The organism is Microvirga yunnanensis (assembly GCF_025460875.1).
In genome coordinates, this window is record NZ_JAMXFI010000056.1 from 1 (window position 1) to 16,954 (window position 16,954).

Genomic DNA, 16,954 nt, shown 5'->3' on the forward strand with positions numbered 1-16,954 from the left:
ACGACCCTCCCCACGACCCTCCGCACGTCATGGCCGGGCTTGTCCCGGCCATCCCGATCCGGTGAAGCGCAGCACCTCACAGAAGCGGGATCACCGGGACGAGCCCGGTGATGACGTGGTGTGTGTGGTCCGGTGATGCCACCCTCCGCACGTCATGGCCGGCCTTGTGCCGGCCATCCCGATTGTTTGAAGCGCCGAGCCTCACCGTAGCGGGATCACCGGGACAAGCCCGGTGATGACGTAGAGGGGGTGTGAGCGGGTGATGACGTGGGAGGGGGGCGCGACGCGATCCTCTCCCGAACCTGCAAAAGCTGCGCCGTCACGGAGGCCGCGATGACGGCCGGGTCCTTGTCCACGATGCCGGCGAGCCCGATGGGGCAGACCAGCGCGCGGATCCTCTCGTCCGGCAGATGCAGCTCCCGGAACCGCTTCTCGAAGCGCGCCCGCTTCGTGGCGCTGCCGATGAGGCCCACATAGGGAAAGTCCCGCCTCAGGGCCGCGGCCGTGATCGCCAGGTCGAGGGGATGGTCATGGGTCATGACGAGGACCAGGGCGGCGGGATCGGCCCCGGCGATCTCGGCCTCCGGGTCGCGCAGGCGCACCGCCCGGGCGTTCGCCGGGAGATGGGCCGGAAACGCGTCCTCCCGGTCGTCGAGCCAGCGCACGGCGAACGGGAGCGGCGCCAGGGAGAGGACGAGCGCGCGCCCCACATGGCCGGCGCCGAACACGAGGACGGGCGTGCGCGCCTCGCCGTGGGTCTCGCGCCAGCCCGTCCAGCGGTCGTCGCCCACCGCGGAGGCGAATTCGCGCCTGACGCGCCCCTCCTCCAGCCGGCACTCGACCACGAACGACCCGCCGCCGGCCTCCGCTTCGACCAGGGGGGCCAGATCCTCGAGATCGCGCCCGTCGAAGGTCTCGATCAGGATCTTGACCCGGCCGCCGCAGCACTGGCCGAGATCGGGCCCGAGCGCCTGATCGACGATCCTGGCCGGCCCGCGCCCGGCCGTCAGCATCTCGCGGGCGATGTCGAGCATGCGGAATTCGAGCTGCCCGCCCCCGATGGTGCCGTGGAAGGCCCCGTCGGGCCGCACCGCCATGCGGGCACCCGCCTCCCGGGGCGCGGAGCCTTTCACGTCATGCACGGTGATGAGGGCGGCGGAGCCGTGCCGCGTCACGAGATCGGTGAGCTGGCGCCAGACCCTCACCCCATCGGCCTCCCGCGCAGCGTCTCGCAGGCCCGCAGGATCGCCTCGGGCGTGGCGGGGGCGTCGAGCGGCACGGGCCGCGCGGGGTCGAGCGCATGGACCGCGTCGGCGAGGGCGCAGAACACGCTGTTCGCCAGCATGATCGGCGGCTCGCCCACGGCCTTGGAGCGGTAGATCGTCTCCTCCCGGTTCTCGTTGGGATAGAGCGCCACGGTGAAATCCGCCGGCACGTCGGAGGCCACCGGGATCTTGTAGGTCGAGGGCGCGTGGGTGAGCAGGCGCCCGTCCCGGCTGAAGACCAGCTCCTCGGTGGTGAGCCAGCCCATGCCCTGCACGAAGCCGCCCTCGATCTGGCCGATGTCGATGGCCGGATTGAGCGAGCGGCCCACATCGTGGAGGATGTCGGCGCGCAGCAGGCGGTTCTCGCCCGTGAGCGTATCGACGATCACCTCCGAGCAGGCCGCCCCATAGGCGAAGTAGAAGAACGGCCGCCCCGTCCCCTTGGCGCGGTCCCAGGTGATCTTCGGCGTCTTGTAGTGCCCGGCCTCCGAGAGCGGCACGCGGGCCGCGATGCATTTCTTCGCCAGTTCGTCGAAGGCCAGGCTCTGGTTGCCGACGAAGACCCGGTCGTCGCGGAACGCGATCTGATCCTCCGGAACCCCATAGGCCTCGGCCGCGTGGGCGGTCATGCGCCGCTTGATCGCCCCGGCGGCGACGCGCGCCGCCATGCCGTTGAGATCGGACCCGGAGGACGCGGCGGTCGGCGAGGTGTTCGGCACCTTCGCGGTGGTGGTCGCCGTGATGCGCACGCGCTCCAGGGCGATGCCGAATTCCTCGGCCACGACCTGCGCCACCTTGACGTAGAGCCCCTGCCCCATCTCGGTGCCGCCGTGGTTCAGATGCACGGACCCGTCCTGATACACGTGCACCAGGGCGCCGGCCTGGTTCATGTGGGTGAGCGTGAAGCTGATGCCGAACTTCACCGGCGTGAGCGCGAGGCCGCGCTTCATGATCGGCGAGGACGCGTTGAAGGCGGCGATCTCCTCGCGGCGCGCGCGGTAGTTCGAGGTCTGCTCGAGGGTGCGCACGAGATTGAGGAGCGTATCGGTCTCCTCGACCTCCATGCCGTAGGGCGTGACGTTTTCGGCCTCGCGGTAGAAGTTCGCATAACGCACATCGAGCGGGTCGCGCCCCGTCGCCCAGGCGATCCGGTCCATCACGTGCTCGATGGCGAGCATGCCCTGCGGGCCGCCGAAGCCGCGAAACGCGGTGTTCGACACCGTGTTGGTCTTGAGCCGCTTCGACGCGATGCGCACGGCCGGCATCCAATAGGCGTTGTCCGCATGGAACATGGCCCGGTCGACCACGCCGCTGGAGAGATCCGCCGAATAGCCGCAGCGGGCGAGCAGATCGACCGCGTAACCCTGGATGCGCCCGTCGCGGTCAAAGCCGACCGACCAGTCGCAGCGGAAATCGTGGCGCTTGCCGGTGAGGATGAAATCGTCGTCCCGGTCGAGGCGCAGCTTGCACGGCCGGCCCGTCGCGCGGGCCGCGAGGGCGGCCGTCACGGCCCATTGCGTCGCCTGGCTTTCCTTGCCGCCGAAGCCGCCGCCCATGCGGCGCGTCTCGCAGGTGACATAGGCGTCCGGAATGTCGAGCACGCGGGCCACCACGTGCTGCACTTCCGTGGGGTGCTGGGTCGAGGAATAGACATGGATGTCCCCGTCCTCGCCCGGGACCGCCAGGGCGATCTGCCCTTCGAGATAGAAGTGTTCCTGCCCGCCGACCCGGAACCGGCCGTCCAGCCGCAAAGGCGCCTGCCCGATGGCGGCCTCCGGATCGCCGCGGCCATAGGCGTAGTCGGGCAGCACGGTCTCGCCGCGCTCGAGGGCGTCCTCGACCGTGATGCTGGGAGCCTCCGCGTCGATCGCCATCACGGCCTGCTTGACGGCGCGGCGCGCCACGTCGCGGCTCGTCGCCACCACGGCGAAGAGAGCCTGGCCGAGAAAGCCGATGGCGGTGTCGGCGAAGAGCGGATCGTCGCCGAAGGCCGGCGACACGTCGTTCTTGCCGGGGATGTCGGCCGCGGTGAGCACCGCCACGACCCCGGGCACGGCGCGCACGGCGGACACGTCCAGGGACACGAGGCGCCCGCGCGCCTTCGGCGACTGCCCGACGGCCACATGCAGGGTGCCGTCCGGCTCGCGGATGTCGTCGATGTACTGCGCCGAGCCCTGCACGTGCTTGAGGCCGGAATCGTGCGGGAGCGGCTGGCGGACGTGGCGAAGGACCTCTGCTTCGATCATCGGCTTGGCGGGTGCGTTCATGGTCCTACTCCGCCGCCTGAAGGGCTTCGCGCCGGCCGACGATCCGCGTCGCCCGCGTGTCGCCCGACGCCGTTTCGCTCAAGGCCTTGAAGACCAGGTTGCGCGCGACCGTCGAGCGGTACGCCGACGAGGCCCGGTGGTCGTCGAGGGGCTGGTAATCCCGCGCGATGGCCGCCATGGCGTCTCCCCAGGACCCGGGCTCGTCCAGGGACACGCCCGCCAGCGCCCGCTCCGTCTCGGCGGCGCGCTTCGGGGTGCCGGCCATGCCGCCGAACGCGATGCGGGACGCCGCGATGCGCCGCCCGTCGAGGGTGAACTTGAAGGCGCCGAGCACCGACGAGATATCCTCGTCGAAACGCTTCGAGATCTTGTAGGCGCGGAAGGCTTCGTCGGCCTTGAGCTTCGGCACCGTCACCCGGCGCACGAACTCGCCCGGCAGCCGGTCCTGCCGGCGATAGGCGATGAAGAAATCCTCGAGCGCCAGGGTGCGCGTCGCCTCGCCGAGGCGCAGCTCCAGCGCCGCGCCGAGCGCGATGAAGACCGGCGCGAGGTCGCCGATGGGCGACCCGTTGGCGATGCTGCCGCCGACGGTTCCCGAGGCGCGCACCTGCACCGAGCCGAAGCGGCGCATCACCTCGCCGAGATCCGGGTCGATCCGCGCGAGGGCGGGATGGATGGCTGCGTGCGACACGGTGGCGCCGATGCCGAGCGCCTCCGGGGAATCGTCGACGAGATCGAGACCGGCCACGCGCCCGAGCCAGATGATCTTCTCGATCTCCATCATGGCCTTGGTGATCCACAGCCCCACATCGGTGCAGCCGGCCACCAGGGTCGCATCGGGATGCCGCCCATACAGCTCCGCCAGGGAGGCCTCGCTCGCGGGCGCGGCGAAGAAGCGGGTCTCGTCGCCGACGAAGACGTCGCGCCCATCGGCAAGGCTCGCGAGACCTTGCGCAGTCGGCTCGCTCCTCGCCGAGAACGAATCGTCGGCCGGTCCGCCGCAGGCTTGCAGGGTCGCATCGACGATCGGCCGGTAGCCGGTGCAGCGGCAGAGATTGCCGGCCAGCGCATCGTTGGCGCTCTCCCGGCTCAAGGGCCGCTCGCCCTCGTGATAGAGGGTGAAGAGGCTCATCACGATCCCGGGGGTGCAGAAGCCGCACTGGGATCCGTGATGCGCCACCAGGGCGGACTGCACGGGATGCAGCTCGCCGCTCGCCGCGAGATCCTCGACGGTCACGAGCTCCGCCCCGTCGACCTGGCCGAGGAGCAGGATGCAGGCATTGACGGGTTCGTAATGGACGCGCCCGCCCCTGACCCGGCCCAGGGCCACGGTGCAGGCGCCGCAATCGCCCTCCGCGCAACCCTCCTTGGTGCCGACGCGACGCTCCTGAAGCCTTAAGTAGTCCAGAAGCATGGTGCTCGGGTGAAAGCCTGAAACCTCGACCGCCTGTCCGTTCCGCCAGAAGCGGATTGTGTCTCGTACCACAATGATCCTCCGCCGGTTGACCCGGCCTTGTTATGGTGGGCCGGGTAGAATGGCGGAGCAAGGGCTTTTCGCCAAGGGGAGCGCCGGCCCGAAGGCCGGTGATCCCGAAGCTCCGGAAAAAGCCGCGCGGGCGCGGCCTACCAGGTGCCCGTGTTGGGCATGGACGCCCAGGGCTCCTGCACCGGCTTGGGTTCGCCGCGCTGCAAAAGCTCGATCGAGATGTTGTCCGGGGTCTTGACGAAGGCCATATAGCCGTCGCGGGGCGGACGGTTGATGGTGACGCCCGCGTCCATCAGCTTCTGGCAGAACGTGTAGATGTCGTCGACCCGATAGGCGAGATGACCGAAGTTGCGGCCGCCCGCGTATTCGTTCTCGTCCCAGTTGTAGGTGAGCTCCAGCAGCGGGGCCTTCGAGTCCTTCGACTTCTCGACGTCGTTGGGAGCCGCCAGGAACACGAGGGTGTAGCGCCCCTTCTCGTTGTCCGTCCGACGGACCTCGACGAGCCCGAACTTGTTGACGAAGAAATCGAGGGATTCCTCGAGGTTCGACACGCGAACCATCGTGTGCAGGTATTCCATGGTCACATTCCTTATGGGCCGGGGATAGGTCATGGCGTAATTGCCGGAGAGTTCAAGAGGTACCTTTTTCTCGCGCGGAAAAAGCCTTGGATTTGCTCAAGATCGCATGGCCTCTTATGAAGGCTGCTTCGAGCAGACCGAAGGTCGTTCTCCCGAGGCCCTTTCCCAAGGCCCTTGCCCCAAGGCCCTTGCTTTCGACGAAACCTTGTTTCACGCGGGTATTTGATGCGCACCGACACTCAGCAGATCGTCCGCCTTGAGGATTACCGGCCCAGCGACTTCCTGATCGACCGCGTCGAGCTCGACGTCGGACTCCATCCCACCGCGACCAGGGTCGTGGCGACCCTGACCATGAGGCCCAACCCCGAGGGACGTCCGGACGCCCCCCTGGTGCTCGACGGCGACGAGCTGAACCTGAAGGCGCTGGCCCTGAACGGACGCTCCCTGTCGGCGGAGGAATTCGAGGCCTCTCCCCAATCCCTCACCATCGCCCAGGCGCCGCGCCAGCCGTTCACGCTCACCATCGAGACCGAGATCAACCCGACGGCCAACACCAAGCTCATGGGCCTCTACCGGTCGGGCGGCAATTACTGCACGCAGTGCGAAGCCGAGGGCTTCAGGCGCATCACCTATTTCCTCGACCGGCCCGACGTCATGGCCGTCTACACCACCCGGATCGAAGCGGATCGCGAGGACGCTCCGGTGCTTCTCGGCAACGGCAACCCGGTCGCGGGCGGGGTCGTCGACGGATCCGACCGGCATTATGCCGTCTGGCACGATCCGCACCCGAAGCCGTCCTACCTGTTCGCCCTCGTGGGCGGGCGCCTCGGGCGGGTCTCCAAGACCTTCACGACCATGAGCGGGCGCGCGGTGGATCTCGCGATCTACGTGGAGCCCGGCAAGGAGAGCCGCGCCGATTACGCCCTCGACGCGCTCGAGCGCTCCATGCGCTGGGACGAGCGGGTGTTCGGCCGCGAATACGATCTCGACGTGTTCAACATCGTGGCCGTGTCCGACTTCAACATGGGCGCGATGGAGAACAAGGGTCTCAACATCTTCAACGACAAATACGTCCTGGCGAGCCCCGAGACCGCGACCGACATGGACTACGCCCATATCGAGGCGATCATCGCGCACGAGTACTTCCACAACTGGACCGGAAACCGGGTGACCTGCCGCGACTGGTTCCAGCTGTGCCTGAAGGAGGGCCTGACGGTCTTCCGCGACCAGGAATTCTCCTCGGACGAGCGCTCCCGCCCGGTGCACCGCATCGCCGAGGTGAAGACCTTGAGGGCGCGCCAGTTCCTGGAGGATGCGAGCCCGCTCGCCCATCCGGTGCGCCCGACCCAGTATCGCGAGATCAACAATTTCTACACGGCCACGGTCTACGAGAAGGGCGCCGAGATCGTCCGCATGCTCAGGACGATCATCGGCGAGGCCGATTTCCGGCGCGGCATGGATCTCTATTTCGAGCGCTGCGACGGCACGGCCGCCACGGTCGAGGATTTCCTCTCCGCCTTCGCGGAGGTGACCGGCCGGGATCTGTCCCACTTCGCCCGCTGGTACGAGCAGTCCGGCACGCCCAGGGTCACGGTGAAGGGACACCACGACCCGGACGCGAAGACGTTCCGCCTCGATTTCACCCAGAGCACGCCCCCGACCCCCGGCCAGCCGGAGAAGGGCGCCATGGCGATCCCGGTGGCGCTCGGGCTTGTGGCTCAGGACGGCTCGGATCAGGACGGCTCGGATCAGGACGACTCGGCTCAGGACCGCTCGTGGGCGAACGCCGCCTGCGAGCGCCTGGATTCCCGCGGCGTCTTCCTGTTCGACAAGCCCCAGGACAGCATCACCTTCACGGGCGTGACGTCCCGGCCCGTTCCCTCCCTGCTCCGGGGCTTCTCGGCCCCGGTGAAGCTGTCGCTCGATCTTCCGAACGAGGAGCTGCTGGCCCTCCTCCGGCACGATACGGATGCGTTCAACCGCTGGCAGGCCGCCCAGACCGTGGCCATGCGCCTGCTGGTCGGCCTGGCGAAGGGCGTCGACGCGGCCGACCAGGATATCGGCGCCCTGTCGGGGGCGCTGTGCTCCTTCATGGGCAGGGACGCCCTCGCCGATCCGGCCTTCGCGGCGCTCGTGGTCACGCTTCCCAGCGAGGCCGACGTGGCGCAGGAGATCGGGCAGGACGTGGACCCCGACGCGATCCACCGGGCGCGCTCGCAGATGCGCCAGCGGATCGGCCGGAGCTGCGCGCAGCCCCTGCAGCGCTTCTACGACGCCTTGAGCGATTCCGGTCCCTACAGTCCCGACGCGGCCAGCGCCGGACGGCGCTCCCTGCGCAACGCGTGCCTCGACCTTCTCGCCGCGGCCGATGCGGGCACCGGCGAGGCGCTCGCCGTGCGGCAGCTCGAATCGGCGAGCAACATGACCGACCGGCTCGCCTCCCTGAGCGTTCTGACCACCCTGCCCGGCGCCGTGCGCGAGGAGGCCATCGCCCGGTTCGGCGACCGCTACCGCAACGAGCCGCTCGTGCTCGACAAGTGGTTCACCCTGCAGGCCGCGATCCCGGAGGACGGCACCCTGGAACGGGTCACCGGGCTGATGCAGCACCCGGCCTTCTCCATCTCCAACCCCAATCGCGTGCGCGCGCTCATCGGCAGCTTCGCCATGCTCAACCAGGTCCAGTTCAACCGGGCCGACGGCGCGGGCTATCGCTTCCTGGCCTCCATCGTGCTGCGCGTGGACGAGCTGAACCCGCAGCTCGCGGCCCGTCTCCTGACCGCTTTCAGCACCTGGCGGATGATGGAAAGCGCCCGCCGGGCGCAGGCCGAACAGGCCCTCCGATCCATCGCGCAAAAGCCCAATCTTTCCCGCGATGTAGGGGATATCGTGAGCCGTTCCCTGGAAGAAGGCGGGGCGAAATAACCTCCTTGTTTCAAGAGGTTACCGGGTTGTCCCAGATTTCCCCAAGGGAATGCGGGATGGGAAATTTTTTATTAACCTTCGGGTTCTACTAACTGGACAAATCACCCGCTCAAGATTCTATTGTTAGTGATTCGGAGAGATGCGGCACGTCCTCCGAAACAGGACGAAAATGGTTCCGGAGGAAACATCGCATGGCGGGGGCGGTGACCGCATGCGTACCCGCACGCGCGGGTACGATTCTAGGGGTGACGCGATCAGACGCGAACCCGGCCTATCGACGGCTCGAGCAATATGAGCCCCTGCTCAGGCTCGCCGTTCCCGCGCTCCTGATCCTGTTCCTCGTCACCCTGGCCGGCAGCGCCTGGATCCAGATCCGCGACGGCCGCAAGGACACCCTGTTTGACGCCATCAACGACATCGACATCATCGCGTCGCTCTCGGCCGCGAAGCTCGGCGCAATCCGCGCCCCGGCCGACCGCGCGCAGGCGGCCGCCCAGCTCGAGCGCCTCGCCAAGGACATGCCGCCGAGCGCCCTGACGCAGAACCGCTCCCTCATGCTGGTCGATCAGGCCGGCACCGTCCTGGCCGTCCACCCGCCCATGGAGGAGGCCCCGGCCAAGCTGACGGACATCCTCGGCGAAGCGCAGCCCCTGATGCTGTTCGCCGACCGCGCCGGCGTCATGACGATCAGGCTTCCCGGCGGCTCCGAAGGCATGGCCACGGTGCGCGCGCTGCACGCCTCGTCCGGCCAGATCGCGCTGGTTCAGCCGATGCCGCACATCCTGTCCGGCTGGTGGACGCGCACCATCGGGCACGTGTCGCTGCTCGGCGCCACGATCATGGTCCTGCTCGGCATCGGGGTCGCCTACGTGATGCAGGCGAACCGCGCCCGCGCGGCCGACGAGGTCTGCGAGAAGGTGCGCGACCGGATCGATTCCGCGCTCAACCGCGGCCGGTGCGGCCTGTGGGACTGGGACATCGGCCGCGGCCGCATCTACTGGTCCGATTCCATGTACGAGCTCCTCGGCTACGAGCGCCAGGACGAGTTCCTGTCCTTCGGCGAAGTGAACGCCATGATCCATCCCGAGGATCAGGATCTCTTCACCCTGGCCGAGCAGCTCGCCTCCGCCAGCACCTCCCTGGTCGACTACGAGTTCCGCATCCGCAGCATCTCGGGCGACTGGGTGTGGCTGCGCGCCCGCGCCGAGCTGATGAACGATCCGGACGACGCGGCGAGCCACCTGGTCGGCATCGCCGTGGACGTGACCGAGCAGCGCGGTCTCGAGGAGAAGACCGCCAAGGCCGACGCCCGCCTGCACGACGCCATCGAGGCGATCTCCGAGGCCTTCGTGCTCTGGGACGCCAACAACAACCTCGTGCTCTGCAATTCGAAGTTCCAGAAGCTCCACGAGCTGCCCGCCGACGCCAATCTCCAGGGCAAGTCCTACGCGGAGGTCATGGCTCTCGGCCGTCCGCCGGAGGTGCAGCATCAGTTCCTGCGCCGCGAGCAGCAGGATGTGGGCGCGCGCACCTTCGAGGCCCGCCTGCAGGACGGGCGCTGGCTTCAGATCAACGAGCGCCGCACCAAGGACGGCGGCTACGTGTCGGTCGGCACCGACATCACGGCGCTCAAGCGCCACGAGCACCGCCTCGTCGAGTCCGAGAAGGAGCTCATCGCCACCGTTCTCGACCTCAAGCAGTCGCGCCAGAAGCTCGAGGCGCAGACCCATCAGCTCGCCGATCTCGCCGAACGCTATCTCGACCAGAAGGCGCAGGCCGAGAGCGCCAACCGGGCGAAGTCCGAATTCCTCGCCAACATGAGCCACGAGCTGCGCACGCCGCTCAACGCCATCATCGGGTTCGCGGAAGTGATGCAGAGCGGCATCTTCGGCTCGCTCGGCTCCGAGAAATACGAGGAATACTGCTCCGACATCCGCTCCAGCGGCGAATATCTCCTGTCGGTGATCAACGACATCCTCGACATGTCGCGCATCGAGGCCGGCCGCACGTCCCTCACCAAGCAGCCGATCGAGGTCCATTCCTCGATCCAGCGCGCCCTCAAGCTCGTGGGCGAGCAGACCAAGGCCAAGAACCTCTCCGTCACGGTGGACGTGAACCCCGAGGACATCATCGTGCCGGCGGACGAGCGCGCCCTGCACCAGATCCTCGTCAACCTGCTCCAGAACGCCACGAAGTTCACCAGCGAGGGCGGCTGCATCACGGTGCGCACGCGCCAGGCCGGCAACGCCGTCAACATCTATGTCGAGGACAACGGCATCGGCATTCCCGATCATGCCCTGCACAAGCTCGGCCAGCCCTTCGAGCAGGTCGAGACCGAGTTCTCGAAGAGCTACAAGGGCTCGGGCCTCGGCCTCGCCATCGCCCGCTCCCTCGCGGAACTCCATGGCGGCAGCCTGCGCATCAGGAGCCAGGAAGGCGTCGGCACCATCGTGCTCGTCCACCTGCCGCTCACCGAGGCCACCAACGCCGACATCGCCCTGGCGGACGCGGCCGCCTAGCGCATCGGACGGACCCAGAGGGCCGCGTCCGTCATGGCCACCCTCCGCCCTTCCTGCCTCCCTCCCCACGTCATGGCCGGCCCGGTGCCGGCCATCCCGATGCGGAGAAGCGCCGTGCCTCAGACAATCGGGATCACCGGGACAAGCCCGGTGATGACGTGGTGTGTGTGACCCGGTACGAACACCCTCCACGTCATGGCCACCCTCCGCCCTTCCCGCCACCCTCCCCACGTCATGGCCGGCCTTGTGCCGGCCATCCCGATACGGAACAGCGCCGCGCCTCAGACAATCGGGATCACCGGGACAAGCCCGGTGATGACGTGGCGGGTGGGACGAGCCCGGTGATGACGTGCGGGTGGTGGTCGGCACGATGCGCTAGCCCATCACCTCGCGGTAGACGTCCCCCACGCGGCGATACTGCTCGGCGAGATGCGACAGCAGCACGGTGGCGTTCGGCAGCCCCGCCACCGTGGCGAGCCGTTTCAGGATCGGCTGCGGCACGGATTCCGCGTCGAAGCGGCCCTCGATGGTCAGTCGCTGCCACTGGAAGATGTCGTTGAGGAGCTTGTGCGCCTCGATCAGGCTCCGCCCGGCCTCCCGGTCCAGCAGGCCCTCGGCCTGAGCCTGCGCGAAGGCCGCTTCCGTCGGACATCCGATCAGCGACGGATGCGCGTGCGCATGGGCCAGCACGAGCGCCTGCGCGATGAAGTCGAGGTCCGTGAGGCCGCCCCGGGCGAGCTTGAGATCCCACGGATCGGCGTCGCCCTTCTCCTGGGCGATCAGCTCGCGCATGGACCGCACGTCCTCGAAAACCTTTTTCGGATCGCGCCGCGCCGCCAGGATCCCCCTGATGGATTCCGACACCTCGGCGCCGAACGCGTCGTCGCCGGCGATCACCCGGGCGCGGGTGAGCGCCATGTGCTCCCAGAGATCGGCCTCGCCCGTCTGATAGGCCACGAAGCCCTTGAACTGCGACGCCACGGGGCCTTTGCCGCCCTGCGGCCGCAGGCGCAGGTCCACGTCGTAGAGCAGGCCGCGCCGGGTCGGCACCGTGAGGGCCGAGACCAGGCGCTGCGTGAGGCGCGTGAAGTAGACGACCGCATCGAGGCTGCGGGCGCCCGTGCTCTCGCGGGCGTTCTCGTCGAAATCGTAGATCACCACCAGGTCGAGGTCGGACCCCGCCGTCAGCTCGCGGCTGCCCAGGCGCCCGAGGCCGAGGATCGCGATCCTGGCGCCCGGCACCGTGCCGTGCTCGGCCTCGAACGCCCGGCGCACCGCGTCGAACGAGGCCCGGATCACGGCGCGGGCGATGGCCGCATAGGCTTCGCCCGCCTGGGCCGGCGAGACGACCCCGGAGAGCAGCCGGGCCCCGGTGACGAAGCGCATCTGGCGCGCCGCGTCGCGCACCCGGTCCAGAAAATCCTCGAAGTCGCGCGGCGGGCCGATCAGCTGCCGGACCTGGCTTTCGACGGTCGCCTCGTCGACGGCCGGCGTGCCGAAGGCGGGGTCGATGAGCGCGTCGAGCACGTGCGGCGACTGCGCGACCGTATCGGCGAGCCGGGGCGCGGTGCCGAGCAGGTCCGCGAACAGGAGCCGGAGGCGGTCGTGGGATTGCAGGATGGTGAGGAGCTCGACGGCGGCCGGCATGCGGCCGAAGGCGCGGTCGAGGGCGGCCAGGGCGCCGTCGGGCTCGGCGGTGCCGCCGAGCGCCGAGAGCAGCGCCGGCGTCAGCTCCGTGAGGACCTCGCGGGCCCGCGCGCTCTGGATCGCGGGACGGCGGCCGAAATGCCAGCCGCGCACCGTTTCCGCCACGCGCTCCGGCTCGCGGAACCCGAGGCGCTGGAGCGTGGCGAGGGTTTCCGGATCGTCGCCGGTGCCGGTGAAGACGAGGCTTCCCGCATCGGAGGCGAGTTCCGGCCCCTCCTCGAACAGGAGCGCGTAATGGCCCTGCACGATCTTGGCCTGATCGGTCAGGGCCGTGGCGAAGGCCTTCGTGGTGGGATAGCCGCAGAACCGGGCGAAGCGCTTGAGCGCGTCCTCGTCCGCGGGCAGACGCTGCGTCTGCTCGTCGGCCACCATCTGAAGCCGGTGCTCGATAGTGCGCAGGAAGCGATAGGCGTCGGAGAGCTCGTCGCGCGCCCTGTCGGTGATCCAGCCCTCGTCGTGCAGGGCCTTGAGCATGTCGAGGGTCCGCCGCCCGCGCAGGGCCGGCCGGCGCCCGCCGAAGACGAGCTGCTGGGTCTGCACGAAGAACTCGATCTCGCGGATGCCCCCGCGTCCGAGCTTGATGTCGTGACCCGCGACGGCGATCTCGTCATGGCCGCGCACCGCATGGATCTGGCGCTTCATGGCGTGCACGTCGGCAATGGACGCGAAGTCGAAATACTTGCGCCAGATGAAGGGGCGAAGCTCCTTCAGGAAGGTCTCGCCGAGCGCGAGGTCGCCCGCCACGGGCCGCGCCTTGATGAAGGCGGCGCGCTCCCAGTTCTGCCCGACGGTCTCGTAGTAGACATAGGCGGAGGACAACGACATGGCGGTCGGCGTGGAGCCCGGATCGGGGCGCAGGCGGTAATCGACCCGATGCACGTAGCCGTCCGCCGTGCGCTCCTGCAGGAGCTTGGCGAGCTGCTGGGCGATGCGCGTGTAGACCGTGGCGGCCTCCGACGGGTCCTTCAGGGCCGTCGCGTCGGGATCGAAGAAGATGACCAGGTCGATGTCGCTCGAGTAGTTGAGCTCGCCGGCGCCGTGCTTGCCGAGCGCCAGGACCGTGAAGCCGGAGCCCTCGCCGGGAGAATCGGGGTTCGCGAGACGGATGCGCCCGAGATCGGCCGCCTCGGTCAGCACCAGGTTCACGCCGCCGGTCACGGACGCGTCGGCGAAATCGGACAGGGCCTGGGTGACCTGCTCCGTGCTCCAGAGCCCGCCGATGTCGGCCAGGGCCACGAGCAGGGCATGGGCGTTGCGGTTCTGCCGGAACGCCCGCACGGCGTCGTTGCGCGTCATGGCGCCGGACCGCACCTCGCGGAACAGACCGGATTGTTTCTCGACGATGGCCCGGTGGGCCTCTTCCGGCGGCGCGAGGGCGAGCCCGGCGATCCGGGCCGGATCGTTGACCACGAGCTGCCAGAGGAAGGGCGAGTGATCGGCGAGCGCCAGCAGGAGGTCGCGGAACAGGCCGCCGTCGAGAGCGCCCGCCAGCGCCTCGGCCTCGGGCTCGTCCCGGATCCGCCTGACGAAATCCGCCAGCTGCGCCTTGGCGCGCCTCGCATCCGAAACCAGCGGGGCCTTCGTCAGGCGTTCGAGCAGGGAGTTCGTCGGGTCCGGCACGGCCAATCCATCGGGTGTCTGCGGGGCCCCTGAGTGTTCACGCCGCAGCCGAGGAGGCAATCGAAAAGTTCGGCCGCGCCTTCGCGTCGTTCGGCCCGAGGATCCACGCCCCCGTCATCACCGGGTTTGTCCCGGTGATCCCGATCGGAAAGGCGCGGCGCTTCACCGGATCGGGATGGCCGGCGAGAGGCGGGTAATGACTGGCCGGCCATGACGTGGGGAGGGTGCCGTGACGCGGGAGGGTGTCCTCACGCGGCCGATTGCAGGGGCGCGGGCGGCAGCTCGGCGGCCTTGAGGGGCATGGCCAGGATCACCCGCAGGCCGGGCTCGTTGTCCTCCAGCAGCAGGGCGCCGCCGTGAAGCCTTGCGACGGCGGCCGCCAGGCTGAGGCCGAGGCCGAACCCGGGCCGCGAGCGCGCGGTCTCCAGGCGCACGAACCGCTCGAGCACGCGGCCGCGCTCGGAGGCCGGGATGCCGGGGCCGCGGTCGGCCACCGCGATCCGCACCTCGCCGTCGCGGCGATGGGCCGAGACGCCGATCGTCTGCGGCTTGCCGCCGGCCGCGGAGCCGTATTTCAGCGCGTTGTCGAGGAGGTTCGCCATGGCCTGCCCCAGCAGCTCGCGGCTGCCGTGGACCGGCAGGTCGTCCTCGACGGAGACCGTGAGCGACACGCCCGCCTCCTCGGCCAGGGCGTCGTAGAGCTCCGCCACGTCGCGCACGGCCTCGGCGGCGTCGAAATCCGCCAGCCCCTCGCGGGCGTTGCCGGCCTCGAGCCGCGCGATCATGAGCAGCGCGTTGAAGATGCGGATGAGGTTGTCGCTCTCCTCGATGGTGGCCTCGAGGGCGGATTTCAGCTCGTCGGGGGTGCTCGCGGTGCGCAGGGCCTCGTCGGCCTTGTTGCGCAGGCGCGTGAGCGGCGTCTTCAGGTCGTGGGCGATGTTGTCCGAGACCTCCCGCATGCCGCGCATCAGCTCGCCGATGCGGTCGAGCATGTCGTTGAGGTTCTGCGCCAGGCGGTCGAGCTCGTCGCCGGTTCCGGCGATCTTGAGCCGCCCGCCCAGGTCGCCGGTCATGATGTGGCGCGTGATCTCGGTCATGTCGTCGACGCGCTTGAGCACGCGCCGCGTGATGAACCAGCCGCCGACGCAGCCGAGCACCACGATGAAGAGCAGCGAATAGAAGAAGGCCCGGTAGATCACCTCCTGCAGGCGCCGGCGCTCCTCGATGTCCCGCCCGACCAGGAGCCTGAACCCGCCCGGCAGGAGATAGACGCGCACGATCGCCATGTCGGGCCGCGCCTCGGTCTCGTCCGTGCGGTTGTAGAGCGTCTCGAACTGGCCCGTGCGGCCGATCACGCCGGGCGGCAGGGCCCCCACGTTGCCGGCGACGCGCTCGCCCGCTTCCGTCGTGACGAGATAGAGCATGGCGCCCGGCGCGCGCGAGCGCCGCTCGACGATGTTCACGAGACGCCGCAGGCCGCCGAACCGGTACTGGTCCGACAGGCTGTTGATCTCGCTCTCGATGGTCGACACGAACTGATCGGTGAGCAGCCGCTGGGCGTTCCAGGCCACGTAGCCCAGGCCCACGAAGGCGAAGATGGTGAAGATGAGGAGATACGCCAGGGACAGCTTGAACGCCGTCGTCCGGACGAGCTTGCCGAGGGCGCTCATGATGCGCCTCCGCCCTCACCTCTTCTCCGGATCTCGGGGAGAACCATTCTTTCCGGTCGTCTCACCCTCGACGTCATGGCCGGCCTCGCGCCGGCCATCCCGATCAGGAAGAACGCGGCTTTTTCCGGAACCGGGATCACCGGGACAAGACCCGTGATGACACGGCGGGGGCGCGAGCGATGAAGGAATGATCCCGGACCGTTCATTCCTCGTCGCCCTCCTGGCCGACGCGCACCATGTAGCCGGCGCCGCGGATGGTGTGGATCAGGGGCTTGTCGAAACCCTTGTCGATCTTGGCGCGCAGGCGCGACACGTGCACGTCGATCACGTTCGTCTGCGGATCGAAGTGATAGTCCCACACGTGCTCCAGCAGCATGGTGCGGGTCACCACCTGGTTGGCGTTCTTCATGAGGTATTCGAGCAGCCTGAACTCGCGCGGCTGCAGCACGATCTCCTGGCCCGAGCGCGTCACCCGGTGGGACAGGCGGTCGAGCTCCAGGTCGGCGACGCGATAGATCGTCGGCTCGGCGCTGGGAGCCGAGCTGCGGCGGCGGGAGAGCACCTCGACGCGGGCCAGCAGTTCGGAGAAGGCATAGGGCTTGGGCAGGTAATCGTCGCCGCCGGCGCGCAGGCCCTTCACCCGGTCGTCGACCTGGCCCAGGGCGGACAGGATCAGGACCGGCGTCTCGACCCGCTGCTCGCGCAGGGACCGGATCAGGGAGAGGCCGTCGAGCTTGGGCAGCATGCGGTCGACCACGAGCACGTCGTAATCGCCCTCCTCGGCCATGGCGTAGCCGTCGAGCCCGTCGGCGGCGTGGTCCGCCACGTGGCCCGCTTCCCGGAACGCCTTGACGAGATAGGAGGCAGCCTCCTTGTCGTCCTCGATGATGAGAATGCGCATCTGCCCGCTTGTCACGCGA

The 16,954-nt window shown here is 68.9% G+C and carries 9 protein-coding genes; 2 read left to right on the forward strand and 7 right to left on the reverse strand.

Annotated features, from left to right (window positions below; genetic code table 11):
• Window positions 1-215 precede the first annotated feature (215 nt).
• From xdhC to NF876_RS24175, 4 genes are all read right to left on the reverse strand, one after another.
• Window positions 216-1,205, reverse strand: coding sequence for a xanthine dehydrogenase accessory protein XdhC (xdhC, locus tag NF876_RS24160; protein ID WP_262271007.1), 990 nt, complete (start codon window positions 1,203-1,205; stop codon window positions 216-218).
• Window positions 1,202-3,532 carry a xanthine dehydrogenase molybdopterin binding subunit gene (xdhB, locus tag NF876_RS24165; protein WP_262271008.1) on the reverse strand — a complete coding sequence of 777 codons (2,331 nt, stop codon included), beginning with the start codon at window positions 3,530-3,532 and terminating at the stop codon, window positions 1,202-1,204. The genes xdhC and xdhB overlap by 4 nt, the downstream gene beginning before the upstream one ends.
• Window positions 3,533-3,536: 4 nt before the next feature.
• A complete protein-coding gene (xdhA, locus tag NF876_RS24170) occupies window positions 3,537-5,018 on the reverse strand; it encodes a xanthine dehydrogenase small subunit (protein ID WP_262271009.1) in 1,482 nt (493 codons plus the stop codon).
• A 137-nt stretch (window positions 5,019-5,155) separates the two neighbouring features.
• Window positions 5,156-5,596 carry a VOC family protein gene (locus NF876_RS24175; protein ID WP_262271010.1) on the reverse strand — a complete coding sequence of 147 codons (441 nt, stop codon included), beginning with the start codon at window positions 5,594-5,596 and terminating at the stop codon, window positions 5,156-5,158.
• Between the two features lie 225 nt (window positions 5,597-5,821).
• Here NF876_RS24175 and pepN point away from each other — a divergent pair, with 225 nt between their 5' ends.
• Together pepN and NF876_RS24185 are read left to right on the forward strand one after the other, a co-directional pair.
• Entirely contained in the window at window positions 5,822-8,518 is a 2,697-nt protein-coding gene (gene pepN, locus NF876_RS24180; protein ID WP_262271011.1) for an aminopeptidase N, read from the forward strand.
• Between the two features lie 245 nt (window positions 8,519-8,763).
• Window positions 8,764-11,037: a PAS domain-containing sensor histidine kinase gene (locus tag NF876_RS24185; RefSeq protein WP_262271012.1), complete on the forward strand. Its 2,274-nt coding sequence runs from the start codon at window positions 8,764-8,766 to the stop codon at window positions 11,035-11,037.
• Between the two features lie 375 nt (window positions 11,038-11,412).
• Here the strand turns inward: NF876_RS24185 and NF876_RS24190 are convergent, their stop codons facing one another.
• The 3 genes from NF876_RS24190 to NF876_RS24200 form a co-directional block, all read right to left on the reverse strand.
• Window positions 11,413-14,364, reverse strand: a complete 2,952-nt coding sequence (locus tag NF876_RS24190; protein ID WP_262271013.1) for a bifunctional [glutamine synthetase] adenylyltransferase/[glutamine synthetase]-adenylyl-L-tyrosine phosphorylase — start codon at window positions 14,362-14,364, stop codon at window positions 11,413-11,415.
• A 248-nt stretch (window positions 14,365-14,612) separates the two neighbouring features.
• Window positions 14,613-16,034, reverse strand: a complete 1,422-nt coding sequence (locus NF876_RS24195) for a HAMP domain-containing sensor histidine kinase (RefSeq protein WP_262271014.1) — start codon at window positions 16,032-16,034, stop codon at window positions 14,613-14,615.
• A 202-nt stretch (window positions 16,035-16,236) separates the two neighbouring features.
• On the reverse strand, window positions 16,237-16,935 hold the full coding sequence (locus tag NF876_RS24200) for a winged helix-turn-helix domain-containing protein (protein WP_262271015.1): 699 nt from the start codon (window positions 16,933-16,935) through the stop codon (window positions 16,237-16,239).
• Between the last annotated feature and the right edge of the window lie 19 nt (window positions 16,936-16,954).